At 69.6% G+C, this 23029-nt stretch carries 19 protein-coding genes and 1 tRNA gene; 11 read left to right on the plus strand and 9 right to left on the minus strand.

Features of this window, described 5'->3' with window-relative positions:
- Complete coding sequence (locus tag ACWDR4_RS42660; RefSeq protein ID WP_450416628.1) at positions 1-1389, plus strand: NAD(P)/FAD-dependent oxidoreductase; 1389 nt, start codon at positions 1-3, stop codon at positions 1387-1389.
- Between the two features lie 291 nt (positions 1390-1680).
- Entirely contained in the window at positions 1681-2994 is a 1314-nt protein-coding gene (locus ACWDR4_RS42665) for a class I SAM-dependent methyltransferase (RefSeq protein WP_450416629.1), read from the plus strand.
- 76 nt (positions 2995-3070) lie between these two features.
- On the opposite strand, the gene ACWDR4_RS42670 is transcribed toward ACWDR4_RS42665, so the two are convergent.
- The gene (locus ACWDR4_RS42670) at positions 3071-5608 is read right to left on the minus strand and encodes an ABC transporter permease (protein WP_450416631.1); all 2538 of its coding nucleotides are present in this window, start codon (positions 5606-5608) and stop codon (positions 3071-3073) included.
- 99 nt (positions 5609-5707) lie between these two features.
- A complete protein-coding gene (locus ACWDR4_RS42675) occupies positions 5708-6487 on the minus strand; it encodes an ABC transporter ATP-binding protein (protein ID WP_450416633.1) in 780 nt (259 codons plus the stop codon).
- Between the two features lie 435 nt (positions 6488-6922).
- Here ACWDR4_RS42675 and ACWDR4_RS42680 point away from each other — a divergent pair.
- The 3 genes from ACWDR4_RS42680 (at position 6923) to ACWDR4_RS42690 (ending at position 9479) form a co-directional block, all read left to right on the plus strand.
- A tRNA-Leu gene (locus ACWDR4_RS42680) sits at positions 6923-7006 on the plus strand.
- A 171-nt stretch (positions 7007-7177) separates the two neighbouring features.
- Complete coding sequence (locus tag ACWDR4_RS42685; RefSeq protein ID WP_450416635.1) at positions 7178-8353, plus strand: 4-hydroxybenzoate 3-monooxygenase; 1176 nt, start codon at positions 7178-7180, stop codon at positions 8351-8353.
- A gap of 217 nt (positions 8354-8570) precedes the next feature.
- The gene (locus ACWDR4_RS42690; RefSeq protein ID WP_450416637.1) at positions 8571-9479 is read left to right on the plus strand and encodes a Bax inhibitor-1/YccA family protein; all 909 of its coding nucleotides are present in this window, start codon (positions 8571-8573) and stop codon (positions 9477-9479) included.
- Between the two features lie 118 nt (positions 9480-9597).
- Here ACWDR4_RS42690 and ACWDR4_RS42695 read toward each other — a convergent pair whose 3' ends face one another.
- Positions 9598-9828 carry a DUF4287 domain-containing protein gene (locus tag ACWDR4_RS42695; protein ID WP_235478137.1) on the minus strand — a complete coding sequence of 77 codons (231 nt, stop codon included), beginning with the start codon at positions 9826-9828 and terminating at the stop codon, positions 9598-9600.
- Positions 9829-9932: 104 nt separating this feature from the next.
- On the opposite strand from ACWDR4_RS42695, the gene ACWDR4_RS42700 reads away from it, so the two are divergent.
- Positions 9933-10244 carry a hypothetical protein gene (locus tag ACWDR4_RS42700; RefSeq protein ID WP_450416639.1) on the plus strand — a complete coding sequence of 104 codons (312 nt, stop codon included), beginning with the start codon at positions 9933-9935 and terminating at the stop codon, positions 10242-10244.
- 105 nt (positions 10245-10349) lie between these two features.
- Here the strand turns inward: ACWDR4_RS42700 and ACWDR4_RS42705 are convergent, their stop codons facing one another.
- The 3 genes from ACWDR4_RS42705 to ACWDR4_RS42715 all read right to left on the minus strand — a co-directional run bounded on the left by ACWDR4_RS42705 (position 10350) and on the right by ACWDR4_RS42715 (position 13773).
- On the minus strand, positions 10350-11147 hold the full coding sequence (locus ACWDR4_RS42705; protein WP_450416641.1) for a hypothetical protein: 798 nt from the start codon (positions 11145-11147) through the stop codon (positions 10350-10352).
- 286 nt (positions 11148-11433) lie between these two features.
- Positions 11434-12654, minus strand: a complete 1221-nt coding sequence (locus ACWDR4_RS42710) for an acetyl-CoA C-acetyltransferase (RefSeq protein WP_450416643.1) — start codon at positions 12652-12654, stop codon at positions 11434-11436.
- Positions 12655-12792: 138 nt separating this feature from the next.
- Entirely contained in the window at positions 12793-13773 is a 981-nt protein-coding gene (locus tag ACWDR4_RS42715) for a LysR family transcriptional regulator (protein ID WP_450416644.1), read from the minus strand.
- A 105-nt stretch (positions 13774-13878) separates the two neighbouring features.
- On the opposite strand from ACWDR4_RS42715, the gene ACWDR4_RS42720 reads away from it, so the two are divergent.
- Positions 13879-17238, plus strand: a complete 3360-nt coding sequence (locus ACWDR4_RS42720; protein ID WP_450416645.1) for a S8 family serine peptidase — start codon at positions 13879-13881, stop codon at positions 17236-17238.
- 121 nt (positions 17239-17359) lie between these two features.
- Here the strand turns inward: ACWDR4_RS42720 and ACWDR4_RS42725 are convergent, their stop codons facing one another.
- A complete protein-coding gene (locus tag ACWDR4_RS42725) occupies positions 17360-17632 on the minus strand; it encodes a GntR family transcriptional regulator (protein WP_450416647.1) in 273 nt (90 codons plus the stop codon).
- Between the two features lie 309 nt (positions 17633-17941).
- Between ACWDR4_RS42725 and ACWDR4_RS42730 the strand changes: the two genes are divergently transcribed.
- From ACWDR4_RS42730 to ACWDR4_RS42740, 3 genes are read left to right on the plus strand one after another with little or no spacing between them, the layout of a single operon-like run.
- A complete protein-coding gene (locus tag ACWDR4_RS42730) occupies positions 17942-18127 on the plus strand; it encodes a hypothetical protein (protein ID WP_450416649.1) in 186 nt (61 codons plus the stop codon).
- Complete coding sequence (locus ACWDR4_RS42735; RefSeq protein ID WP_450416650.1) at positions 18124-18324, plus strand: hypothetical protein; 201 nt, start codon at positions 18124-18126, stop codon at positions 18322-18324. The genes ACWDR4_RS42730 and ACWDR4_RS42735 overlap by 4 nt, the downstream gene beginning before the upstream one ends.
- Positions 18321-18920 (plus strand): hypothetical protein, encoded by a 600-nt coding sequence (locus ACWDR4_RS42740; RefSeq protein ID WP_450416652.1) that lies wholly within the window; start codon positions 18321-18323, stop codon positions 18918-18920. Before ACWDR4_RS42735 ends, ACWDR4_RS42740 begins: the two co-directional genes overlap by 4 nt.
- Positions 18921-18957: 37 nt before the next feature.
- Here ACWDR4_RS42740 and ACWDR4_RS42745 read toward each other — a convergent pair whose 3' ends face one another.
- Together ACWDR4_RS42745 and ACWDR4_RS42750 are read right to left on the minus strand one after the other, a co-directional pair.
- Positions 18958-19119, minus strand: a complete 162-nt coding sequence (locus ACWDR4_RS42745; RefSeq protein WP_266796903.1) for a hypothetical protein — start codon at positions 19117-19119, stop codon at positions 18958-18960.
- On the minus strand, positions 19116-20348 hold the full coding sequence (locus ACWDR4_RS42750; protein WP_450416654.1) for an IS701 family transposase: 1233 nt from the start codon (positions 20346-20348) through the stop codon (positions 19116-19118). Before ACWDR4_RS42750 ends, ACWDR4_RS42745 begins: the two co-directional genes overlap by 4 nt.
- A gap of 316 nt (positions 20349-20664) precedes the next feature.
- Between ACWDR4_RS42750 and ACWDR4_RS42755 the strand changes: the two genes are divergently transcribed.
- Positions 20665-23029, plus strand: a 2365-nt coding sequence (locus tag ACWDR4_RS42755; RefSeq protein WP_450416656.1) for a FlgD immunoglobulin-like domain containing protein, incomplete at its 3' end; no start/stop codon positions are given.

The following is a 23029-nucleotide window of genomic DNA, read 5'->3' on the forward strand; positions in this document are numbered from 1 at the left end:
ATGAGCACCACGGAGCGTCCCAGGATCCTCGTAGTAGGCGGTGGGTACGTAGGCCTGTACGCAGCTCGGCGCATTCTCAAGAAGATGCGCTACGGCGAGGCGACCGTCACGGTCGTCGACCCCCGGTCGTACATGACCTACCAGCCCTTCCTCCCCGAAACCGCCGCCGGCAGCATTTCGCCGCGCCACGTCGTCGTACCGCTGCGACGTGTGCTGCCCAAGGCGGAAGTTCTGACCGGTCGGGTCACCACCATCGACCAGGACCGCAAGGTCGCCACGGTCGCCCCCCTCGTGGGTGAGGCGTACGAGCTGCCTTTCGACTACCTCGTCATCGCCATGGGCGCGGTCTCCCGCACCTTCCCGATCCCCGGCCTCGCCGAACAGGGCATCGGTATGAAGGGCATCGAGGAGGCCATCGGCCTGCGGAACCACGTCCTGGAGCAGCTGGACAAGGCCGAGTCCACGACCGACGAGGAGATCCGCCGCAAGGCGCTCACCTTCGTCTTCATCGGCGGTGGCTTCGCGGGTGCGGAGACCATCGGCGAGGTCGAGGACATGGCGCGCGACGCGGCGAAGTACTACCCCAGCGTGTCCCGTGAGGACATGCGGTTCGTGCTCGTCGACGCCGCCGACAAGATCCTTCCCGAGGTCGGCCCGAAGCTGGGCCAGTACGGCAAGGAGCACCTGGAGAGCCGCGGGGTCGAGATCTATCTTTCGACTTCGATGGACTCGTGTGTGGACGGCCATGTGGTCCTGAAGAACGGGCTCGAGGTCGACTCCAACACCATCGTGTGGACCGCGGGCGTCAAACCCAACCCCGTGCTGTCCCGGTTCGGGCTGCCGCTGGGGCCGCGCGGTCACGTGGACGCGCAGCCGACGCTCCAGGTCACGGGTACGGACTACATCTGGGCCGCGGGCGACAACGCCCAGGTGCCGGACGTGGCCGCCCGCAAGGCCGGCGTGGAGAACGCCTGGTGCCCGCCGAACGCGCAGCACGCGCTGCGGCAGGCGAAGGTGCTCGGCGACAACGTGGTCTCCGGGATGCGGGGCTTCCCGCAGAAGGAGTACTCGCACTCCAACAAGGGTGCTGTCGCGGGGCTCGGCCTGCACAAGGGCGTCGCGATGATCGTCATGGGCAAGGTCAAGATCAAGCTCAAGGGTCGGCTGGCGTGGTACATGCACCGTGGCTACCACGGTCTGGCGATGCCGACGTGGAACCGGAAGATCCGGGTGTTCGCGGACTGGACGCTGGCGATGTTCCTGAAGCGTGAGGTTGTTGCGCTGGGGGCGTTGGAGACTCCTCGGGAGGAGTTCTACGAGGCTGCCAAGCCGGCGCCGGTCGCTGCCGCGAAGAAGGCGGAGGAGAAGACAGAGGCCAAGGCCTCCTGACCTCCGTTTCACCGAAGCATTGCTGCCCTGCCTGAAGGGGCCACTCGCCATCCGTGGTGCGAGGGGCCCCTTCAGTCGTTTCCTCGCCCCCGCCCTTACCCGTCCCATCCCTGGGGGCGGAGGCCCCAGGGATGGGACGGGTAAGGGCGGCGGGGGCGAAAAAACCCGGAGGCGCCCCCCGCGTACTCCCTTTGCACAGTTGTGATCGGCATGGGGGACTGCGAGTCCGGGCCGTTGGTGTTTTCGTGGGTGTTGGACATTCCCGGTTATGTCGTAACGGAGGTGTGCGCCATGCCCGAAGCCGCGTCGCGGCTGCAGAGCTTCGCCGAACAGTTGCTGGGTGCCCCGCTCCCGATGCGCATCCGCGCCTGGGACGGTTCGGAGGCGGGCCCGCCCGGCGCCCCCGCCCTGGTCGTCCGCAACCGCCGCGCCCTGCGCCGGCTGCTGTGGAAACCGGGCGAACTGGGGCTCGCCCGGGCCTGGGTCGCCGGCGACCTGGACGTCGAGGGGGACTTCTACGCCGCCCTCGATCTGGTGTCCGGGCTGGTCTGGGAGCGCGGGGAGGACGCCCGGACCCTCACCGAGGCGCTGCGCGAACCCGAGGTGCGGGCAGCGGTGCGCGGCCTCGTGAAGATGGCCGGGCCTCCTGTACCTCCCGCCCCTCCCCGTGAAGAGGTTCCGCGGCGGCGCCGGCACCTCCACACCAAGCGCACCGACAAGCGCGCCGTCAGCCACCACTACGACGTCGGCAACGACTTCTACGAGATCGTCCTCGGCCCGTCCATGGTGTACTCCTGCGCCTACTGGGATGCCCCCGGCACAGCCCCTGACACCGGTTCCGGCGCCCTCGAACGCGCCCAGTACGACAAGCTCGAACTCGTCTGCCGCAAACTCGCCCTCACGCCCGGCCTGCGTCTCCTCGACGTCGGCTGCGGCTGGGGCTCCCTCGCCATCCATGCCGCCCGCGAGCACGGCGTACACGTCGTCGGTGTCACCCTCTCGCAGGAGCAGGCCGCGTACGCCCGTAAGCGCGTCGCCGATCAGGGGCTCACGGACCGGGTCGAGATCCGGGTGCAGGATTACCGGGACGTCACCGACGGGCCCTTCGACGCCGTCTCCTCCGTGGGGATGGCCGAGCATGTGGGGAGCGAGCAGTATCTGACGTACGCGCGTGATCTGTATGGCCTGCTGAAACCTGGTGGGCGGCTGCTCAATCATCAGATCGCCCGGCGGCCTCATACGGACGAGGGCGCGTACAGCCTCGACGGGTTCATCGACGCCTATGTCTTCCCGGACGGTGAACTCGCGCCCATCGGTACCACCGTCACCCAGCTCGAACGGGCCGGGTTCGAGGTGCGTGACGTCGAGTCCATCCGGGAGCACTACGCCCTGACGCTGCGGCAGTGGGTCACCAACCTGGAGGGTGACTGGGCACGCGCCCAGCAGCTCAGCAGCCCGGGTCGCGCCCGCGTCTGGCGGCTGTACATGGCCGCCTCCGCCCTCGCCTTCGAGCACAACCGGATCGGCGTCAACCAGGTTGTCGCCGTACGGACCTCGGAGGAGGGTGACTCCGGGATGCCCCTGCGCGCCCGTACCTGGAACTGACCGGGAAAGGGAGTACGTCAATGTCGGGCCCCCCCTTTACGAGCGGGGCCCGACATCCGTACCGCTGCTGCCGCCCCTACTCCGACTTGATCGCCGCCAGCATGTTCAGGCGGGCCGCGCGGCGGGCCGGCCACAGGGCCGCCAGGACGCCCACCGTGGCGGCGAGGAGCAGGAAGAACGCCATCCTGGCCCAGGGCAGGACGAGTTCGTACGTCGGCATGCCCGTGCCGATGAGTTCGCCGGCCGCCCAGCCGAAGAACACGCCCAGGCCGATGCCCAGGACGCCGCCGAAGACGGAGATCACCAGGGATTCCAGGCGGACCATGCGCTTGATGCCCTTGCGGTCGAGGCCGATCGCGCGGAGCATGCCGATCTCCTGGGAGCGTTCGAAGACCGACATGGCCAGGGTGTTGATGACCCCGAGGACCGCGACCAGGACCGCCATCGCCAGCAGGCCGTAGAGCATGTTCAGCATCAGGGTGAACATGCTGGCGATCTCGTTGGAGATGTCCTTCTTGTCCTGGATCTTGATGGCCGGGTTGGCGCCCAGGGCCTGCTCGAGCCGGTCCTTCGTCGTGTCCGTCGCGCCGCCCGAGGTCTTCACCATGACCTGCATGTCGCCCACGTCGGCGGCGTCCGTCCGGTGCGGGGACAGGAGGCTGTCGTCGACGAGGAGGCCGCTGAGCATCTCGTTGCCCTGGTACACGCCCGCCACCGTCAGCTGCTGCTTCCCGCCGTCCTCGTAGGCGACGGTGAAGGCCGAACCCGCCTTCCAGCCGTGGGAGTCGGCCGTCCACTCGTCCACGACCACCTGGGTGCCGTCGATCTTGAACGTGCCGTTGTCGATCGGCAGTCGGGTCAGCTTCCCGAAGGTGGCGCCGGTGACGCCGGTCGCGTACTCCGTCCCGCCGTCGATGCGTACGGGGGTGTTGCGCATGGGGCTGAGGGCGGTCACGCCGCTCGTCTTCGCCAGCTTCTCGGCGACCTCGGGGGAGAGCTCCCTGCCGTTGGCCATCGAGACGATGTAGTCCGCCCTGATCGAGGACGAGGCCATCTTGTCGATCGACTTCTGGAGGCTGCCCGCCATCACCGTCATACCGGTGATGAGGGTGAGCCCGATCATCAGCGCGGAGGCCGTGGCGGCCGTACGACGGGGATTGCGGACCGAGTTCTGGCGGGCCAGCTTCCCGGAGACGCCGAACACGCGCATCAGCGGGGCGGCGGAGGCGATCAGGGGGCGGGAGAGGAGCGGGGTGAGGATGAAGACGCCGATGATCAGGAGGACGGCCCCTATGCCCATGGGGGCCTGGCCGTCCGAGCCGCTCATCGTCGTGGCCGCCAGGACCACGGCGACGCCCGCGCCCGAGAAGAGCGCGCCCAGCGTGTTGCGCAGCACCAGCGACTTGGTCGTCGCCGTCGCGTGGACGCTGCTCATCGCGGCGACCGGGGGGATCTTCGCGGCGCGGCGGCCGGGCAGCCAGGCCGCCAGCATGGTGATGAGGATGCCGACCGCCAGGGCCGCGCCGACCGTGCCCGGCGTGACGATCAGCGGCCCGTCGGGCACGGTCGCGCCGAGCAGGCCGAGGAGCGCCTTCAGTCCGGCCCCGATGCCGATGCCCGTGACCAGGCCGGTCACCGCCGCCACCGTGCCGACCACGAACGCCTCGACCAGCACCGACCGCGTGACCTGGCGGCGCGAGGCACCGACCGCCCGCAGCAGCGCCAGTTCCTTGGTGCGCTGGGCGACCAGCATGGTGAAGGTGTTGGCGATGATGAACGTACCGACGAAGAGCGCGATGCCCGCGAAGACCAGCAGGCCCCGCTTGAGGCCGCTCATCGACGAGGCGATGAACTCGGCCTGGTCGTCGGCCAGTCGGGTGCCTGTCGTGGTCTCGACCGTGTCGCGCGGCAGGGCCTTGTCCAGGGCCGCCTTGAGTGCGGTCTGGCTCGTCCCGGCCGCCGCCTTGACGTCGATCTCGTCGTACGTGCCCGTCTTGCCGAACAGCTGCTGCGCGGTCGCCGTGTCGAAGAGGGCGAGGCTGCCGCCGGCCGCCACATTGCCGTCGTCCGTGGTGAAGATGCCGGAGACGGTGGGGGTGAGCACCGGGCCGTCCACCGACAGGCGCACGGTGTCGCCGACCTTGTAACCGGCCCGCTCGGCGGTCTTCGCGTCGAGGGCGACCTGGCCGGCGCCGCGCGGCGCGGTGCCGTCCTTCAGCGGGTACCGGGCGTCCTTGTCGCCCCAGAAGTTCCCGCCCTGCGACTGGAAACCGTCGCCGACGAGCTTGCCGTCCTTGTCGGCTATGGCGGTGAAGCCGGTCACGACACCGATGGCGGAGGCGGCACCCGGGACCTTCGCGCTCTTGTCGAGCAGGGCCTGCGTCAGCTCCGGGGGCTTGCCGATCGTGTCGCCCACATCGACCTGGCCGCTCGCCTGCACGGCGACGTCGACCTGGTCGAAGCCCTTGGCGGAGCTGTTCTGGAGGGCGTTCGAGAGGGTGTTGGTGAAGACCAGGGTCCCGGACACGAACGCCACGCCGAGCATCACGGCGAGCACGGTCATCAGAAGCCTGGCCTTGTGCGCGAGTACGTTGCGCAGGGCGGTACGGAACATGGGGTGTCGTCTCAGTCCGTCGGGTGAGTCGGGTGAAGTGATGGCAGGGCTACGGGAGTTGAGGGCACGTCAGCCCGGACCCCGTGCGGTGGCGGAGCGTCAGCTGGTGCGGGCCGTCCTGGTGTCCAGGCGCTTCATCCGGTCCAGTACGCCGTCCGCCGTCGGGCCGTACAGCTCGTCCACGATCCGGCCGTCCGCGAGGAAGACCACCCGGTCCGCGTACGCCGCCGCCACCGGGTCGTGGGTGACCATCACGACCGTCTGACCCAGGTTCCGTACGGAGTTGCGCAGGAAGCCCAGTACCTCGGCGCCCGCGCGGGAGTCGAGGTTTCCGGTCGGTTCGTCGCCGAAGATGATGTCGGGGCGGGAGGCCAGCGCCCGGGCGACCGCGACGCGCTGCTGCTGGCCGCCGGAGAGCTGGGACGGGCGGTGGGAGAGGCGGTCGGCGAGGCCGATCATCGAGATCACCGAGTCCAGCCACTGCCGGTCCGGCTTACGGCCCGCGATGTCCATCGGGAGGGTGATGTTCTCCAGGGCGGTCAGCGTCGGCAGCAGGTTGAACGCCTGGAAGATGAAGCCGATCTTGTCCCGGCGGAGTTTGGTGAGCTGCTTGTCCTTGAGGGAGCCCAGCTCGGTGTCGCCGATGCGCACGGAACCGGAGGAGAAGGAGTCCAGGCCCGCCACACAGTGCATCAGCGTGGACTTGCCGGAGCCGGACGGGCCCATGATCGCGGTGAACTCGGCCTGCCTGAAGTCGACGGAGACCTGGTCGAGGGCGACGACCCGGGTCTCGCCCTGTCCGTAGACCTTGGACAGTTCCGTGGCGCGGGCGGCCACCGTGGTGGTGGTGTTCCGGTCGGCGAGGGGGGCGGTGGTCACGGGCGGGCTCCTGTCGGGAGGTTCGACGAGTTTCGACGTCTGAGGCTCGTGAACGTCTGAGGCTCGTGAACCATCGTCATGGCCGGGGGCCGCCGTGTAGTCAGCCGCTGTTCCGGTTCCGAAGGCAGCCTTGGGACGGACCCGGCGGGCCCGCGTCATACCTGGGGATGACGGGCGTCCCCTACAAGGGCCGTGGCAAGTGCCAGGGGCCATGACAAGAACAGGTGGAGCCCCCTTGTTCGGGCGGTGAAATTCCGTCATTCCGCATGCGCGCCCGGCTGCCTCGCGAAAGGCTACTGGCAAGTGCGGATGGCCCGTTCCAGGTGCTGATGCTCCCTCAGACGTCAATAAAATAAGACAACATCGGTCCCCTCACCCGCAGTTCGGGTGGGGGGTCCCGATAGGCTCGGAACCTCGATGCGGAGCCCAGGGCCTGCCCGGATGGTGGAATGCAGACACGGCGAGCTTAAACCTCGCTGCCCCTTCGCGGGCGTGCCGGTTCAAGTCCGGCTCCGGGCACCTCCGACCGTCGTATGCCGGATTTGTCGGTGCTTCATCCATTGAAGACTTGGCCGCGGAATCGTTGACAGCGGGCGTATGTGGTCAGACACTCATTCCAGATACTTAGTGAAGAAAATTTCACTGTACGAACACCCCGCATATGAACGTACCGCATGAAGGGAACGCCCGATGCGTACCACCGTCGGCATCATCGGAGCCGGCCCCGCCGGGCTCCTGCTCGCGCGGCTGCTCCACAACGCCGGTATCGACTCGGTCGTCCTGGAGAGCCGCGACCGGGAGTACGTGGAGCGGCGGCAGCGGGCCGGGATTCTGGAGCAGGGGACCGTCGACGTGCTGCGCGCCGCCGGGGCCGGCGCGCGCATGGACCGCGAGGGACTGCGTCACGACGGCATCGAACTGCGGTACGACAGGAAGCGCCACCGCGTCGACTTCCCCGCCCTCACCGGCGGCCGGTCCGTGATGGTGTACGCGCAGACCGAGGTCTGCAAGGACCTCATCGCCCTCCAGCTGGCCGAGGGCGGCCCGCTGCTCTTCGAGGCGGAGGCGCTGGCGGTGGAGGGGGCGGATGGTGGCAGCCCGCGTGTGCGGTTCCGGCACGAGGGGCGTGAGGACGTACTGGAGTGCGAGTACGTCGTCGGGTGCGACGGCTTCTGGGGGGTGGCCCGTACGGCGATCCCCGCCGAGCTGACCCGGGTCTTCGAACGGGCGTACCCCTTCGGCTGGCTCGGCATCCTCGCCGACGTACCGCCCTCGCACGACGAGCTGGTCTACGCCCGCCACGACCGCGGCTTCGCCCTTCTCTCCATGCGCTCCCCGTCCGTCTCCCGCCTCTACCTCCAGGTGCCGGACGGCACCGACGCCGAGGAGTGGAGCGACGAGGAGATCTGGGACGAGCTGGAGCGGCGCTTCGAGACCGCCGACGGCTGGAAGCTCGACCGGGGGACCATCACGCAGAAGTCCGTGACCCCGATGCGGAGTTACGTCCACGAGCCGATGCGGTACGGACGGCTGTTCCTCGCCGGGGACGCCGCGCACATCGTCCCGCCGACCGGCGCCAAGGGGCTCAACCTCGCCGTAGGGGACGTCGTGACCTTCGCGCGCGCACTGACGTACGAGAAGGAGACGGGGTCGGTGCAGCTGCTCGACGCCTACTCCGAGACCTGTCTGCGCCGGGTCTGGCAGGCCGAGCGGTTCTCGTACGACATGACGACCCTCCTGCACCGGTCCCCGGACGCCACTCCCTTCGACGACCGGATGCAGCTGGCCCGGCTGGAGCGGATCGCGGGCGCCCGTTCGGCGGAGACGGATCTCGCCGAGGGGTACACGGGCTTCCCTCTCGACTGACAGGGGACTGACCGGCGGTGTCGGTTGATCAGGGGGCGGTCTCGGGTCTGTACCGGGTTGGTCATGGTCCTGGGGCTCCGTGGCCGGGAATCAGGCGGGCGCGTAGCGTGTTCGCGACAGGACAGGGGAAAGATCCTCCCCAAGCACTAGGGTCAATCCTTTGCCCACCTATTACTCTTGAGCCCAAGGCCACACAGGCTGGCCATGGAGGAGTGAAATGAGGAGCAGCAACCCGGTCTTCTCGCGACGGGGGTTCAGCCGCGACAACGGCTCGGCGGGCTTCAACACCGCGCCGCAGGCCGGGGGCGCCGCTGTCGGCACGCAGTCGGGCAACCCGTATGCGGACCAGCACGCCCAGCAGGGCGGCAACCCGTACGCGACCAACCCCTACGCCCAGCAGGACCTTCAGCACGGCGCACCGCCGCAGGCCCCGGTCACCACCGGCCGGATGACGATCGACGACGTCGTCATGCGGACCGCCACCACGCTCGGCGTGCTGGTCGTCACGGCGGCGCTCGCCTGGGCGCTGCTGCCGGTCGACGACGCGAACATCAACCGGTCCTACGGCATCGCCATCGGCGCCGGTCTGGTCGCGATGGTCCTGGGCCTCGTCCAGTCCTTCAAGCGCAAGGCCTCGCCCGCGCTGATCGTGACGTACGCGGCGCTCGAGGGTGTCTTCCTCGGCGTCGTCTCCAGCGTGGTCGACAACCGCATCGCGAGCGGTGCGGCCATGCAGGCCGTGATCGGCACGCTGGCGGTCTTCACCGCCGTACTCGTGGCGTACAAGGCGGGCTGGATCCGCGTCAACCGCCGCTTCTACGGCTTCGTGATGGCGGCGGCGCTCGGCTTCGTCCTCCTGATGGCCGTGAACCTGCTGTTCGCGGTGTTCGGCGGCGGTGACGGCCTCGGCTTCCGCAGCGGTGGCCTCGGCATCGTGTTCGGCATCATCGGCATCCTGCTCGGTGCGTGCTTCCTGGCTCTCGACTTCAAGCAGGTCGAGGACGGCATCGCCTACGGCGCGCCGCGCGAGGAGGCCTGGCTGGCCGCGTTCGGTCTGACCATGACGCTGGTCTGGATCTACCTGGAGTTCCTGCGGCTGATCGCCATCCTTCAGGGTGACGACTAGTACGACCGGTTCGCCGACCAGTAGTAGCCAGTAGTAGCAAGTAGTGCGTAGAAGGGCCCCGGGGTCGCTCCCGGGGCCCTTCGTCGTCGTGGTGTCGGTGCGTGCGCGCCTCGGTCTCTCAGAGGAGCTTGCGCGCGGCCCTCCTCATGTCGTACTCGTGAATGATCGCCTTGGCGTGGCCGTACGCGAGATTGTGCTCGTGCCGGAGCCAGCTGACCTTCTCCTCGAAGCGGAAGAGGGAGGGGCCTTCGTCGACGGTGCGCAGCCAGTCGGATACTTCACGACCGGTGCAGTGGGGGATGCGGGCGAGCATGTTGCGGTGGGTCTCCTCGGAGAGGACGTGGGACATCGGCGCCTCCGGACGCAAAGGGGATGTAAGCCGGTCCTTCACGCCACGGTGCCTGAGGGTTGGGTTGTTGGCAACAGTCCAGGTACGACCGTTAGTCTCACGGCGTGCTGGATACCTCGCCTTTGACGCGCGCAGTGGATCACTTTGCCGATCGTTTGCGGGCGGCGCCGCAGAGTCGGCTGCAGCGGGGGGCTGCGGCGGAGGCGTTGGGGTTGGCCAGGGAGTTGGCACGGCGTGCCCAGCTGTTGGAGTCGCCGGGGGAGGAGCCTCGGGTCATGCCTGATGTGGGGATGTTCGCCGGGGCGGATCAAGTGACTGTTGCCGCGCATGATCTGGCGCTGGTTCTTCGGAGCGAAGGGGAGTTGGCGTCGGTGTTGGCTCTTGTTGCTGAGGCTCAGCAGCGGGCCGGGGTGTAGGTGTAGGTGTGGGGGTGGGTTGTGGGTTCGTTGTCGGCTGCCCGCCGGTGGGGGCTTGTCGCGCAGTTCCCCGCGCCCCTAAAGGGGCGCTTCCCCACCCACGTCTCACAGAGACGCTATGACCCTGTCCGCCAGGACGTACACCGTCTCCTCGCCGCATTCGAAGGTCAGGGCGTAGGCGCCTGAGATGCCTGAGCCGCCGAGGAGGACCGGGGCCTCGCCTGCGCGGAGGGCGGCGGAGAGGCGTTCGGCGGTTTCGCGGTGGCCGGGGGTCATGCAGAGGGTCGTGCCGTCCGTGAAGACGTAGACGTCGAGCGTGCCCAGGGGGCCCGGGCGGACGTCGGCCAGGGCGGTGCGGGAGTCGGCGAGGTCCTCCAGGCAGGCGACCGTGCGTTCGTGGTCGTTCACGATGGGCGACTGGGCCGGGACGAAGTCCGGGTGGGAGGGGTGCCGGCGGCGGGCCGCGGCCAGTTCGGCGGACTCGCCCGCGAACTCGTCGGCTTCCGTGCTGGGCTCGGTCACCGGCTCCAGGGACTCCAGGCCCGCGAAGTCGGCCGGACGCGGCAGGAACAGTTCGCTGTCGGGGAGGCCGAGCAGGGAGGGGGCGTCGGAGGCGTCACGTGCCTCCTGGGCGGCCCAGAAGGCACGCGCCTCGGCAAGCTCCCGCTCCCGCTCCTCCGCGAGCGCCTCGGCCACGGCAGCGCGTATCTCGTCGGTGTCACGGGACGTGCGGGCCTGCGGCACGCGGCCGTGCGCCCCGACGGCGAGGCTCTGGGCGGCCAGCTCGGTGTGCAGAGCCGCGATCTGTCGACGCAGTCCCAGCAAGGTGCGCAGAACGGCGACGCCCACAGCCGTGGTGACGGTGGCTGTGGCGAGCAGCAGAGCAAGAGGCGTAGCGCTCACTGACGTACTCCCGGTTCAAAGTCGACCCCCGACTTCCTACATCAGCTTGAAGGGTGGACTAACCACCTGTCAGTGCGTAACGTCACGAAACGGACAGGACTTTGGGCCCGATGTTTGGGGTCGAACCCCAGGTGACCTGCGCAAATGCCCCTTCGGAGCGAGATAGGTCACATCCTGGGGGAGATTGGATCACAAAACGGCCCAGAACCCCGGTGGTTACGGGGTTCCGGGTCGCTGTCTCACACAGGGTTTCCGGCCAACTACCGTCCGGAAGCGGGGGTGGAGGTCAGCTCAGGCGCTCGATGACCATCGCCATGCCCTGGCCGCCGCCGACGCACATCGTCTCCAGGCCGAACTGCTTGTCGTGGAACTGGAGGGAGTTGATGAGCGTGCCGGTGATCCGCGCGCCAGTCATGCCGAAGGGGTGGCCGACGGCGATGGCGCCGCCGTTCACGTTCAGCTTCTCCAGCGGGAGGCCGAGGTCGCGGTAGGAGGGGATCACCTGGGCGGCGAACGCCTCGTTGATCTCGGCCAGGTCGATGTCGTCGATGGTCAGGCCGGCGCGACGCAGCGCCTGCTGGGACGCCTCGACCGGGCCGAGGCCCATGATCTCGGGGGAGAGGCCGGAGACGCCGGTGGACACGATCCGGGCCAGCGGGGTCAGACCCAGCTCGCGCGCCTTCGTGTCGCTCATGATCACGACCGCCGCGGCGCCGTCGTTCAGCGGGCAGCAGTTGCCGGCCGTGACCATCCCGTCCGGACGGAACACCGGCTTGAGGCCCTGGGTGCCCTCCAGCGTCACGCCCGCGCGCGGGCCGTCGTCCTTGCTGACGACCGTGCCGTCGGGCAGCGTCACCGGGGTGATCTCGCGCTCCCAGAAGCCGTTCTTGATGGCTTCCTCGGCGAGGTTCTGCGAACGGACGCCGAACTCGTCCATGTCCAGCCGGGTCACGCCCTTCACGCGGGCGAGGTTCTCGGCGGTCTGGCCCATCGAGATGTAGGCGTCCGGCACGAGACCGTCCTCGCGCGGGTCGTGCCAGGAAGTGCCCTCCTGCTCGGCGACGGCGGCCGTACGGGCCTCGGCCTCGGCGAAGATCGGGTTGCGCGTGTCGGGCAGCGAGTCCGAGTTGCCCTTCGTGAACCGGGAGACCATCTCGACCCCGGCCGAGATGAAGACGTCGCCCTCGCCCGCCTTGATGGCATGCAGTGCCATCCGGGACGTCTGGAGCGACGAGGAACAGTAACGGGTGATCGTGCAGCCCGGCAGGTAGTCCATGCCCATCTGCACGGCGACGATCCGCCCGAGGTTGTTGCCCTGCTCACCGCCGGGCAGACCGCAGCCGAGCATCAGGTCGTCGATGTCCCGCGGGTCCAGCTCGGGGACCTTGGCCAGCGCGGCCTGGATGATCGTGGCGGTGAGATCGTCGGCGCGCAGCTCCTTGAGGGAGCCCTTGAAGGCGCGTCCGATGGGGGAGCGGGCGGTCGAGACGATGACGGCTTCCGGCATGACGGCTCCATTGGCGTACGAGGGCTGATCGGGCTTCTTGCTTGTTGCGGGCGGACCTGCTTGGGAAGTTACCCGTACGTATGGTCCCGGTCACGGGTGTGGCGGTGTGACTCGGGCCGCACTTTTCTAAGCGCTTGCTCACTCGGCATCGGGAGCTCCGGGTACCGGGGGTACCCGGCCCCGCCCCTCCAACCACTCCCAGTACACCCCCGCCCGCTGCACCTCCGCCCAGTACGCCTTCGTGAGCGCGTCGAACAGCGCGGGCGCATGCTCGGCGAGGGGGCTGTGGGCCGCCCACACCAGCCGTTGCCGCACGCCCATCGGGTCCCCGGTCAGCGGCCGTACGACGACACCCTCGCGCTCGGTCACCAGCGGGTGCGCGAGAGCGACCCCGTGCCCCTGTCCGACCATCGGGAACACCACGCTCCCGCTCAGCCGCTGCACCCGGCGCGGGGTGAACCCGGCCCGTCGGCACGCGGCCCGGAACTGCGCCCGCATCCGTACGTCCTTGTTCTCCCCGGCGAGCCAGGCCTCACCGGAGAGTGCCGTGAGGGGTATCTCGGGCCGGGCGGCGAGCGGGTGCCGTTCGGCGATCAGGACGAAGACGGGGTCGACGGCGAGGAGGGCGTCGCTGAGTCCGGGGCGCAGCGCCAGCTCGTACTCCGGGTAGTCGACGACGAGCCCGAAGTCGAGCCGGCCGCCGGCGAGCAGTTCGAGCTGCTCCTCCTCCGTGTCGCAGGTGTGCAGGGTGATCTCGGCCCGGGGGAGGAGTCGGCGTGCGGTGGTCACCAGTACGGCGGTGAGCGGGCCGGGGACCGAGCCGAGCCGTACGGCGGTCAGGTCGGAGTCGTCGGGGCCCCGCTGCCGTACGTCACGCATGAGGTCCTCGTGGGCCGTGAGGATGCCGTGCGCATGGGCCAGCACCATCGCGCCGAACGCCGTGGGCCGGGAGCCACTGCCGTCCCGTACGAACAAGGAGCCGCCCAACACCCGCTCGATGCGCTGGAGTTGGGCGGTCAGGGCGGGCTGGGTGAAGCCGAGGGCCGCGGCGGCGCGGCTGATGGAACCGGTGTCGGCGATGGCGTTCAGGACGCGTAGGTGGCGGATCTCCAGATCCATAGCGCGATGTTATGGGCGGTTGGGAGTACCGGGAAGATCGCACCGGCCGGGACAGTCGACCGTAACCGTAGTCACGACCGTCACCACCGCAGCAGTGGAGGCCGTATGTCCCGCATGTCCCGCAGACTGGTCGGCGTACTGACAACCGCCTTGCTGGTGCAGGGAGTTGCGGCGACCGCGCCCGCAACCGCCGTGTCCGCTGCCGCCGTTGCCTCCGACTGGACCCACGGAACCGGACAACAGGCCGCCGCCACCCACCGGATCACCCTCGTCACCGGCGACCGCGTGGACGTGTCGGGCGCCGGTGTGGCCATCGAGCCCGGCCCCGGCCGGGAGGCGATCGGCTTCCAGCAGTTCGAGCGGGACGGCCACCAGTACGTCGTCCCGAACGACGCCCTCCGCCTCGTCGCCGGCGGTCAGGTCGACGAGCGGCTGTTCGACGTGACGGGCCTGGTCGCGGCCGGGTACGACGACGCGAGTACGGCCGTACTGCCCACGATCGTGACGTACGCCGACGCGACGCTCGGCGGCCGGAGCCTGCGCGCGACGGACGGGGCGGGCCGGGTGACCCGTACCCTGACCGCCGTCGACGGCGCCGCGGTGGCCGTGGCGAAGGAGACCGCGGGCGCCTTCTGGGACGGGGTGACCGCGGGCGGCCGTACGACCGGACTGCGTACCGCGACCGGCATCGCCAAGCTCTGGCTGGACGGCAAGCGGCAGGTCAGCCTGGACCGGAGTGTGCCGCAGATCGGCGCGCCCACCGCCTGGCAGGCCGGGTACGACGGCACCGGCGTCACGGTCGCCGTCCTCGACACCGGTGTCGACGCCACCCATCCCGACCTGGCCGGGCGGATCAAGGAGGCCGTGAACTTCACGGACGCGCCCGACACCGACGACACGGTCGGGCACGGCACGCATGTCGCGTCGACGGTCGCGGGCGGTGGCGCGAAGTACAAGGGGGTCGCGCCGGGCGCGTCCCTGCTGATCGGCAAGGTGTGCCCCGACCGGTCCTGCCCCGACTCGGCGATCCTGGCCGGGATGGAGTGGGCCGCGCCCCGGGCACAGGTCGTCAGCATGAGCCTCGGCGGTGACGACACCCCGGGCGAGGACGTCCTCGAAGAGGCCGTGAACACGCTGACGGCGAAGACCGGCGCCCTCTTCGTCCTCGCCGCGGGCAACGACGGCAGCGCGGACGGCTCGGTCGACTCCCCGTCCACCGCGGACGCCGCGCTCTCCGTGGGCGCCGTCGACAAGCAGGACGTGATGGCGTCCTTCTCCAGCCGGGGGCCGCGCGTGGACGGCGCGGTCAAGCCGGAGATCACGGCGCCGGGTGTCGACATCGTCGCGGCGCGGGCGGCGCACGCGGGCAGCGACTATGTGGAGGTCGAGCCGGGTTACACCTCGGTCTCCGGCACGTCCATGGCCACTCCGCACGTGGCGGGGGCAGCGGCGCTGCTCGCCGGCCAGCACCCGTCCTGGCGGGCGGCCGAACTGAAGGCGGCCCTGATGGCGTCGGCGACGCCGACCCCCGGCGCGAACGTCAACGCGCAGGGCGCGGGCCGGGTGGACGCGGCCCGAGCGGTCCAGCAGGCCGTCCTCGCCACCCCCACCACCCTCCCCCTGGGCACCCAGGAGGCCCCGGCCGACGACGACGTACCGGTGGTCAGGACGGTGACGTACCGGAACGAGGGCGCGGACCCGGTGACTCTGGACTTCGCGGCGAAGGTGACAGGCCCGGACGGCTCGGCTGCCCCGGCAGGCATGTTCGAGGCGAGCCCCGAGCGCGCGACCGTCCCGGCGGGCGGGTCGACGACGGTGACGGTGACCGCGGACACACGCGTGCAGAGCGGTACGGGGGTGTTCGAGGGCGCGCTGGTGGGCGCGGATACGGCGGGTGGCGTGTCGGTCCGCGTACCGCTGACGATCACGAAGGCCACGCCCACCCACAAGCTGACGGTCAGGGTCATCGACCGCGCGGGCAACCCGGCGGCCAGCTACTGGACCGACATCATGAGCCTGGACGGCTCGACGTACCGCTTCGTGTACGACCCGTCGGGCTCGGGCACGGTGTCGCTCCCGGCGGGCCGCTACACGGTGGACGCGTCGGTCGTCACGCCGACGGACGGCAGCACGACACTCCTGGCCCGCCCCACCCTCACGGTGACCGGCGACAGCGAGATCGTCCTCGACGCCCGCAAGGCCACACCCGTCTCGGCGATCCTCCCGCGCAAGGACGCGAGCCTGCGCCTGGCGGCGGTCGGCTTCCGCCGCCAGCTCACCAACGGGACGGGCTTCGGCATGCGGGCCACCGCCGACTCCTTCGACAAGCTGTTCACGGCGGCACTGGGAGACGACGTGGGCCCGGGCGAGGGCGGGTTGGTGGCAGACGTACGCGGCTTCTGGGCGAAGAAGGGCGCGGACGGCACGTACAACGACTCGCCGTACGAATACGTGCTGGTGTGGTTCGAGCGAGGTCATCTGCCGACGAACTTCAGCAGGGTGGTGCGGCAGAGCGAACTGGCCGAGGTGAAGCAGCAGTACTACTCGGTGACGCCAGGGGCACCGTCACGGGCGTTCCAGCACAACTTCGGCTTCCCGCCGGAGGGTGGGAGCGCGCTGTCGGCGGGCGCGATCTGGTTCGACACCCCGGGCAGCAGCCGGACCCTGTACTACAAGGCCGACGACACGATGTGGGAGACGCGGTACAACCAGTACGCGGCCGACGGCACCTTCCAGACGCAGTTCTTCACGAACTACGAGACCTACCGGCCCGGCAAGCGCTACACGATCACCTGGCAGAAGGCGGTACCCGGCCCCCGCTTCGCCCGCGCGACCTTCGTCGCCCGCGAGGGCAACCGCCTCTCCTTCAACATGCCGATGGCCGGCGACCAGGCGGGCCACACCGGCTACTCCCTCTACGACAGGAGCAGGGTCGCCTTCTACTACGGCGACCAGCAACTCGTAGAGCTGAACTACCCCTGGACCGACGCCTCGGGCACCGTCCCGGCAGCCGAATCGACCTACCGCCTGGAGTACTCGTCGGAGCGCAGCGCGGCCAACGGAGGCTTCGAACTCGGTACGAGCATCAGCGGCTCGTGGACCTTCCGGTCGGGGGAGGCGAGCGGACGTACGCCGGTCGGTCTGTCGGCCTTCGACTTCGCACCGGTTGTCGACCGGACCAATACGGGGCGCTCGCCGGTACTGCCGATGCGGTTGGTGCGGCAGCCGGGGGCGGCTTCCTCGGCGGTGCGGTCGGTGTCGGTGGAGGTGTCGTACGACGACGGGGGGAGCTGGCGGAAGGTGCGGCTGGTGAGGGTGGGGCGGGATGCGTGGGTGGTGCCGCTGGCTGGGGGCGGGCGGGGGCTGCCCAAGGGTGGGGGGTATGTGTCGGTGCGGGCGAGTGCGGGGTTCGCTGATGGAGGTGCGGTGGAGTATCGGGTGATTCGGGGGTATCGGGTGGGGTGAGGGGTCTCATGTCGGCGGCGCTGCGACTCGGGTAGTCGCAGCGCAAGTTGGCACAAGTTCGTAGTCCCAGGGGGACTGGCGTACCCAGCCTGGTCCCATGAGACAGCAGCAGATGCCGCCCCTACTCCTCGCCCCGGCCGTCATCGACGTCGGGAAGCTGTTCGACCACGAACGATCCGCGCGCTCTCACGGTGACGATCAGTCCACGTTCCCTCAGGATGTCCAACGACCGGCGGACCGTGTTGGAGCCGACGCCGTATTCCTGAGACAGGATCAACTCACCAGGCAGGCGCGACCCTGCGGCGAACTCACCGGTCCGGATCTTGTTCTCGATGATCTTCGCGAGCTGCTCGTAGTGGTAGGTCGCGGCGGCGGGATTGATCTTCTCTTCCACGTACTCGAACGTAAGCGTTCGGCAACTTGCGTGCATCCTCGAAAACTGTCAACTGCTGTCAACCACTGCCGTCTACTGCCGACAGCTTTCGAAAGTAGCTATGGTGGCTGGAGCAAGCAGATGGAGAAGGCGAGACCCCCGCGACTGTGCGACCAGTCCGGGGGCGTGGCCCTCAACTGTTGGGAGGTTGACGACATGCGAGAGCGTAGCGCGGTCGTATTCGTTGGATTGTTGCTGCCACTGCTGTGCTGGGTCCTGCCAGGGACCGGCAGGCGGCGGAAGGCGGCTTTGGAACCAATCCGGAATGTCATGACCAGCATGAACGTGAAGCGTCCCGTGCGTCTGGTGAAGCGGGTGCCGTCCCAGCAGCGGTCGCCGTACAGCGTCGATCGAGCACCCCTGGACGGTTCCGCGTCCCGACTGTCCCGGCCCTACCTCCCCGCCTTCACGGACCTTGTCGTCCACGCCGAGCTGAGTGCGGTGGTGGCCCGATGACCGGCCAGCGGGGTACCAGGGTCCGAGCCGCCGTACGGCAGGCCGAGCTGCCCATGCTGCGTGCCTACCGGCTCTGGTTCGAGCACGCCCGCAAGTGCGTCGGCTGCAAGCCCGCCCGCAGGGCCATGGACGGGTGCGAGACGGGACAAGAGCTGTGGGGCGCCTACCGGCAGGCGTACGACGGAGGCGCCGGATGACCACTCGCCCCACCGGCCAGATCGACACCTGCGGAACGGTCCGCGCCTCGCTGTTCTATCGGGCGCCGATTCTCAGCGAGACCGGAGCGTGCGTCTTCCGGAGCCAGGGCTACACCTTTCTGCTCCAGGCCGACCCGAGTACGGGCCAGACCATGCGCCCCCCGGGAATGCGCACGATCCTCGTCCCCCCGAGCAACATGGCCGGTGTCGTCTCCGCCGGGCCGGTCACCGCCGGGATCGAGAGGAAGGTCAGCAAGTACCGCGCGCTCGCCCAGGAAGCCGGACTCCCGCTGATCGTGGCAGTCGGCGCGGACAAGTTCACCGGACTTCAGGTCCAGCACCTCGACGATCTGCTCGAAGGTGTCTTCAGGCTGAGCGTGCAGTTCAACTTCGGCGACTCGTTCATCCACCACCCCGTCGAGGTCGACCCGTTCAACCCGCCGCGCTGGACCATGCCCCCCGAGCTGGCAGGCGTTCTTTGGGTGAACAACGACTTCCCGTTCACCACCGCCTGGCGCCCCAACCCCGCCCCGGTGACCCCTGCGCCGCCTGCGCTCACCGCCAAGGAGGGCGGCCTTTCCGGCGAGAACCCGTAACGAACATCCGAGCCCACTAGTACTACAGCCGGTGGTTTCACGGTGAGTGAGCGCGTGCGGCTCGGGTGCGGTAGTGGCTGGTTCGGGCTCGGGTCTGGTGGCGGGTGCGCCAGCGGTGCCAGTGCATGGCCAGCCAGGTCCGGGCGGTGCGGGCGGGGGCGAGGACGATCCGGTCGTACAGGCGGCGGATCTCGTTCACGGTCGGGGGTCGGGAGTCATCGGCGGGGCCGGTATGAGCCGGCTCCGGACGGTGACCAGGAAGGCCATGGCGAGCATGCACACGGTGGTGTGCCGGTACCACGAGCACCACTTGCGTACCTCGTGCTCGTCCAGCCCCACCTGCCCCTTCGCGACCTGGAACGACTCCTCCACCATCCAGCGCTGTCCGGCGGCGACCACCAGCTCAGCCACGGTGGCGCCGGGGTGGGTGTGGCACAGGAAGTAGGCGATCTCCCGGACGAGTTCGCCGGTCTTCTTGTCCTTCTTGTTGGGCACGGTCGAGCGGCGGATCAGTAGGTGGCGCTCCAGATCGTGGGCGGTGGCGGCGAGTTGGACGGCGGCCCAGTCGTACTCGCGAGGGCCCTTGGCGCCGTCCGCGCACGAGCGGCGCTCGAAGGTCTCCTCGGGTACCAGCGCCCACAGTTCGCGGGCCTGCCGGGTGCGGCCGTCGGGCAGCGGCAGCACCTCGTCCTTCGGGACGGCGAGCACGTAGCGGACCTGGTGTTCCTCCAGCCAGGCGCGCAGCGCCCGGCACTGCCCGTATGCCTCGTCGGCCAGGAAGTAGGTGAACGGCACCGGGGCGGCCAGCGCGCGCTCCAGCATCCGCCGGGCCAGCTCCGGCTTGGTGGCCACCGCGTTCGCGCGTTCGGGCGGGATGCCCTGCTCGGCGCACCGGCGTTCGTGCTCCGCGGTGGCGCCGGCCCAGTTCCTGCCGAGGTAGAGCTCGGCGTCGATCAGCGTGCGACCCCGGCGGGATCCATAGGACAGGTGCACGCTGACCTGGGCGTTCTCGATTCTGCCCGCAGTCCCGGTGTACTGCCGCTGCACCCCGGCGGTCTTGGTGCCCTTCTTGATGTCGCCGGTCTCGTCCGCGATCAGCACCGCGTCGTCGGCGGCCAGGGAGGCGACCGCGACGGCGCGGACCCGGTCGCGCAGGGCACCCGCGTCCCACGCGGCCTTGGCCAGGAAGCCCTGCAACCGGTCCGGATTGGGGTGGCCGGCCGCCTCGGCAAGCTGCCACAGGTTCTTGCGCGGCACCTCGCTCAGCAGCCCACGCACCATCGCCCGCAGATTCTCCCGGGAGGCCGGACGCGCGAACACATCGTCCACTGAGGCGCACAGCGCCTCCAACTCCCCCTCAAGCTCCAGCACTTGCCCCTCGGTCAGCTCGTCCGTCCGCACCACGCCCAGCGGCAGTCTCAATCCCACGAACGGAGCAACGAGCCAACCGCCGTCACGTCACGTGAACCACCGGCTGTAGTACTAGTCCCATGGCCGGACACCCTCGACCCGCTGGACGTCTGGCAACACTCAGCGGGATCGGCCGACGCTCCGTCCGTTCCCTGCCCCCGGTGGGACGCATGGGCGGGTCTCGCTCCTTGCCCTTTCCGTACAACGTCTCTGCCCCCGCGTGAGTCTGACGGTGCGGCATGGGCTGGAGCGGCCGTTTCTCACGGCAGTGGCTGCAGCGCAGTGTCGATGCGGCTGACAGGGCTGGCAGGGGAGACCAATGGGGGTGGGACGCATGAGACGTACGACTCTGCGTACGGTGTTGAGAAGTAGAAGCAGACGGGCCAGGGGTGCCGTCGTCTCCGTCGGGGCTGCCCTGGTCATCGTGGCCGGGCTGCTGCAGTTCACGTCGGTGCCGGCCGTCGCGGCGGACGGCGGGGACATGCCGACCGTCACGCTGACCGGCGTGCACCGGACGCAGCCGAGGTCAGCGTCCCTGGCCGCGGTGGACGACTCCGGGTACCTGTCCGTACCGCAGCCGTACTCGACGGACTCCCCGGCGGTGTGGACCGGCCGCGACGGCTCGACCAGGGACATCCCGAGCCACGGGTCCACGACCGCCTACAACGGCGGCCTCGGTCTGGAAAAGGTCCCGGGGACGACGAACGTGTACGAGATCCGGCGCTACTCCACCAACAAGGTGACGCGGTTCTACGTGCCGGCCGGCGACCGGGTCACCAAGGTCTTCGCCGAGAACCGTCTGCTGGTCTCCCGCCAGGTCGGCGGCAAGTGGACGCTCATCCTGCTGGAGATGCCGGCGGGCGGCGGGCAGCTGGTCGAGCGGCCGGTGACCGGCGTGGACGACGACTTCAACGGGTGGACGCGCGAAGAGGCGTCGGACACGCAGGGGGCCACGTTCGGGTACCAGCCGGACGACGTCAACCACCCCTGGCGCACCGCGCTGCTCGACTTCGACACCGCCGCGCTGACGTACGTGCCGACCGACGACTTCGGCATGCTGGAATACCCCCACCTGGCCGGCGACACGGTGCTCTTCTACGCCATCGACAAAGCGTTCGACACCTCGCGGCTGTACGTCGTCGACCGCGAGCACCCGGAGACCCCTGGGCACCTGGTCGATGTCCCGGAATCCGCCCTCCTCAAGGCCCGTGCGATCGGCGACTGGGTGCTGTACCCCGAACCGGTCGACAACGCCACGAACGCGATCCTCGCCGTGCCGGTGACCGGCGGCCCGGCGCGGACCCTGCTGACCGCCTCGGCCGGCGACTTCGTCGACGGCGACGACGGCAGTTTCTCCATCGAGGGCGGTACGGACGCCGAGCACTGGGCGGTCCAACGCGTCACCCTGGGCGCGGACGGGGTCCCGGTCGTCGAGCCGGTGGCGCCGCTGCCCGCGGTCTCGGTGTACGAGGTCGGAGGCGTCGCGGTCGACCAGGGGCGGGTGCTGCTCGGCACCGAGCGCATGGACAGGTCCGCCACCGATCTCACCGCCTCCGCGCTCTCCCTGGCGGCCGACGGCACGCTGACCGCCGCACCGCCGGAGAACCTGGGCGACCTCGGGTACGACGTGGAAGACCCCTTCGGCAGCCCCGTCCACGTCCAGTGCAGCAGCGAGTGCCTGCGGTTCACCGGCACGGGCGAGGGCAACATCCTTCACTCGGACGACAAGGTGTCGGCGGTCGTGGCGGCGTCCGGTTCGTACTCGGTGGTCCGGGCGGGGGGTACCCAGCAGGTGCGGGACGGGAGCAAGGTGCTGGCCACCGGCTCCTGGCCGGCCGTCGCCCTGTGGGGGAACACCTTGTGGACGGCCCGGACCGACTCGCTGGGCGAGTACGAGAGGTACTCGCTGCCGTCGATGCGGAAGCTGGACAGCCTGTTCTTCGGCTCCTGCGTCCCGACCGATCTGCAGGTGGTGGGCCGGTACGTCTACTGGTCCTGCGGACCGAACAAACAAGCGGGCGTCTACGACCAGACGACCCACGCGGAGCAGGACGTACCGCGCGGCTACGCGCGGCTGGGCGACGGCTACCTGGTCTCCCAGGACGACAACGCAGGCAAGCTGCTGATCACCTATCTGCGGGGCGCGGTCCCCGCTGACCGGGTCGGTACGGAGAACCTCGGCCCGCTGCCGTCCCCGGCGTATGCTCCGGCCGATCTGCGCGGCCGGTTCTGGAACGTGGACCGGTTCGGTGGTCCGGTCGCCTACTCGACGGTGTCCGGTGATCTGGCGGTGAAGTGGCCGCAGGTGACCACGTCCCCGCTCGCGGCGACCGACGCCACCGCCCCCACCTCCGTCGATCTGCGCCAGGGCACCCACTTCAAGGGCGTCTGGCACCTGACCAGGCCGGCCGCGAGCTGGAAGCTGACCGTCGCCACCTCCGCCGGGGCCGTCGTGCGGACCGTCACCGGCGGCCTGGCGCGCGGGAAGGTCACCGCGGCCTGGGACGGACGCGCCGAGAACGGGGCACTGGTCCGCACTGGTATCTACCGCGTGAAGTTGACCGCCCGGGTCGCGAGCGAGATAACCGCGGACTCGGACACGGTGATCTACGACAAGCCGCTGTCGGTCCGCTCCCCGGAGCGCCACGACTTCGGCCGGGACGGCATCGGCGACCTGGTCACCTTCGACAGCGCGGGCC

This window comes from Streptomyces sp. NPDC000878 (assembly GCF_053599695.1).

Bases quoted from the DNA above. Each gene is read 5' to 3' on its own strand.
- ACWDR4_RS42660 (WP_450416628.1), top strand. From the start codon at position 1: ATGAGCACCACGGAGCGTCCCAGGATCCTCGTAGTAGGCGGTGGGTAC.
- ACWDR4_RS42665 (WP_450416629.1), top strand. From the start codon at position 1,681: ATGCCCGAAGCCGCGTCGCGGCTGCAGAGCTTCGCCGAACAGTTGCTG.
- ACWDR4_RS42670 (WP_450416631.1), bottom strand. From the start codon at position 5,608: ATGTTCCGTACCGCCCTGCGCAACGTACTCGCGCACAAGGCCAGGCTT.
- ACWDR4_RS42685 (WP_450416635.1), top strand. From the start codon at position 7,178: ATGCGTACCACCGTCGGCATCATCGGAGCCGGCCCCGCCGGGCTCCTG.
- ACWDR4_RS42690 (WP_450416637.1), top strand. From the start codon at position 8,571: ATGAGGAGCAGCAACCCGGTCTTCTCGCGACGGGGGTTCAGCCGCGAC.
- ACWDR4_RS42695 (WP_235478137.1), bottom strand. From the start codon at position 9,828: ATGTCCCACGTCCTCTCCGAGGAGACCCACCGCAACATGCTCGCCCGC.
- ACWDR4_RS42710 (WP_450416643.1), bottom strand. From the start codon at position 12,654: ATGCCGGAAGCCGTCATCGTCTCGACCGCCCGCTCCCCCATCGGACGC.
- ACWDR4_RS42715 (WP_450416644.1), bottom strand. From the start codon at position 13,773: ATGGATCTGGAGATCCGCCACCTACGCGTCCTGAACGCCATCGCCGAC.
- ACWDR4_RS42720 (WP_450416645.1), top strand. From the start codon at position 13,879: ATGTCCCGCATGTCCCGCAGACTGGTCGGCGTACTGACAACCGCCTTG.
- ACWDR4_RS42730 (WP_450416649.1), top strand. From the start codon at position 17,942: ATGACCAGCATGAACGTGAAGCGTCCCGTGCGTCTGGTGAAGCGGGTG.
- ACWDR4_RS42735 (WP_450416650.1), top strand. From the start codon at position 18,124: ATGACCGGCCAGCGGGGTACCAGGGTCCGAGCCGCCGTACGGCAGGCC.
- ACWDR4_RS42740 (WP_450416652.1), top strand. From the start codon at position 18,321: ATGACCACTCGCCCCACCGGCCAGATCGACACCTGCGGAACGGTCCGC.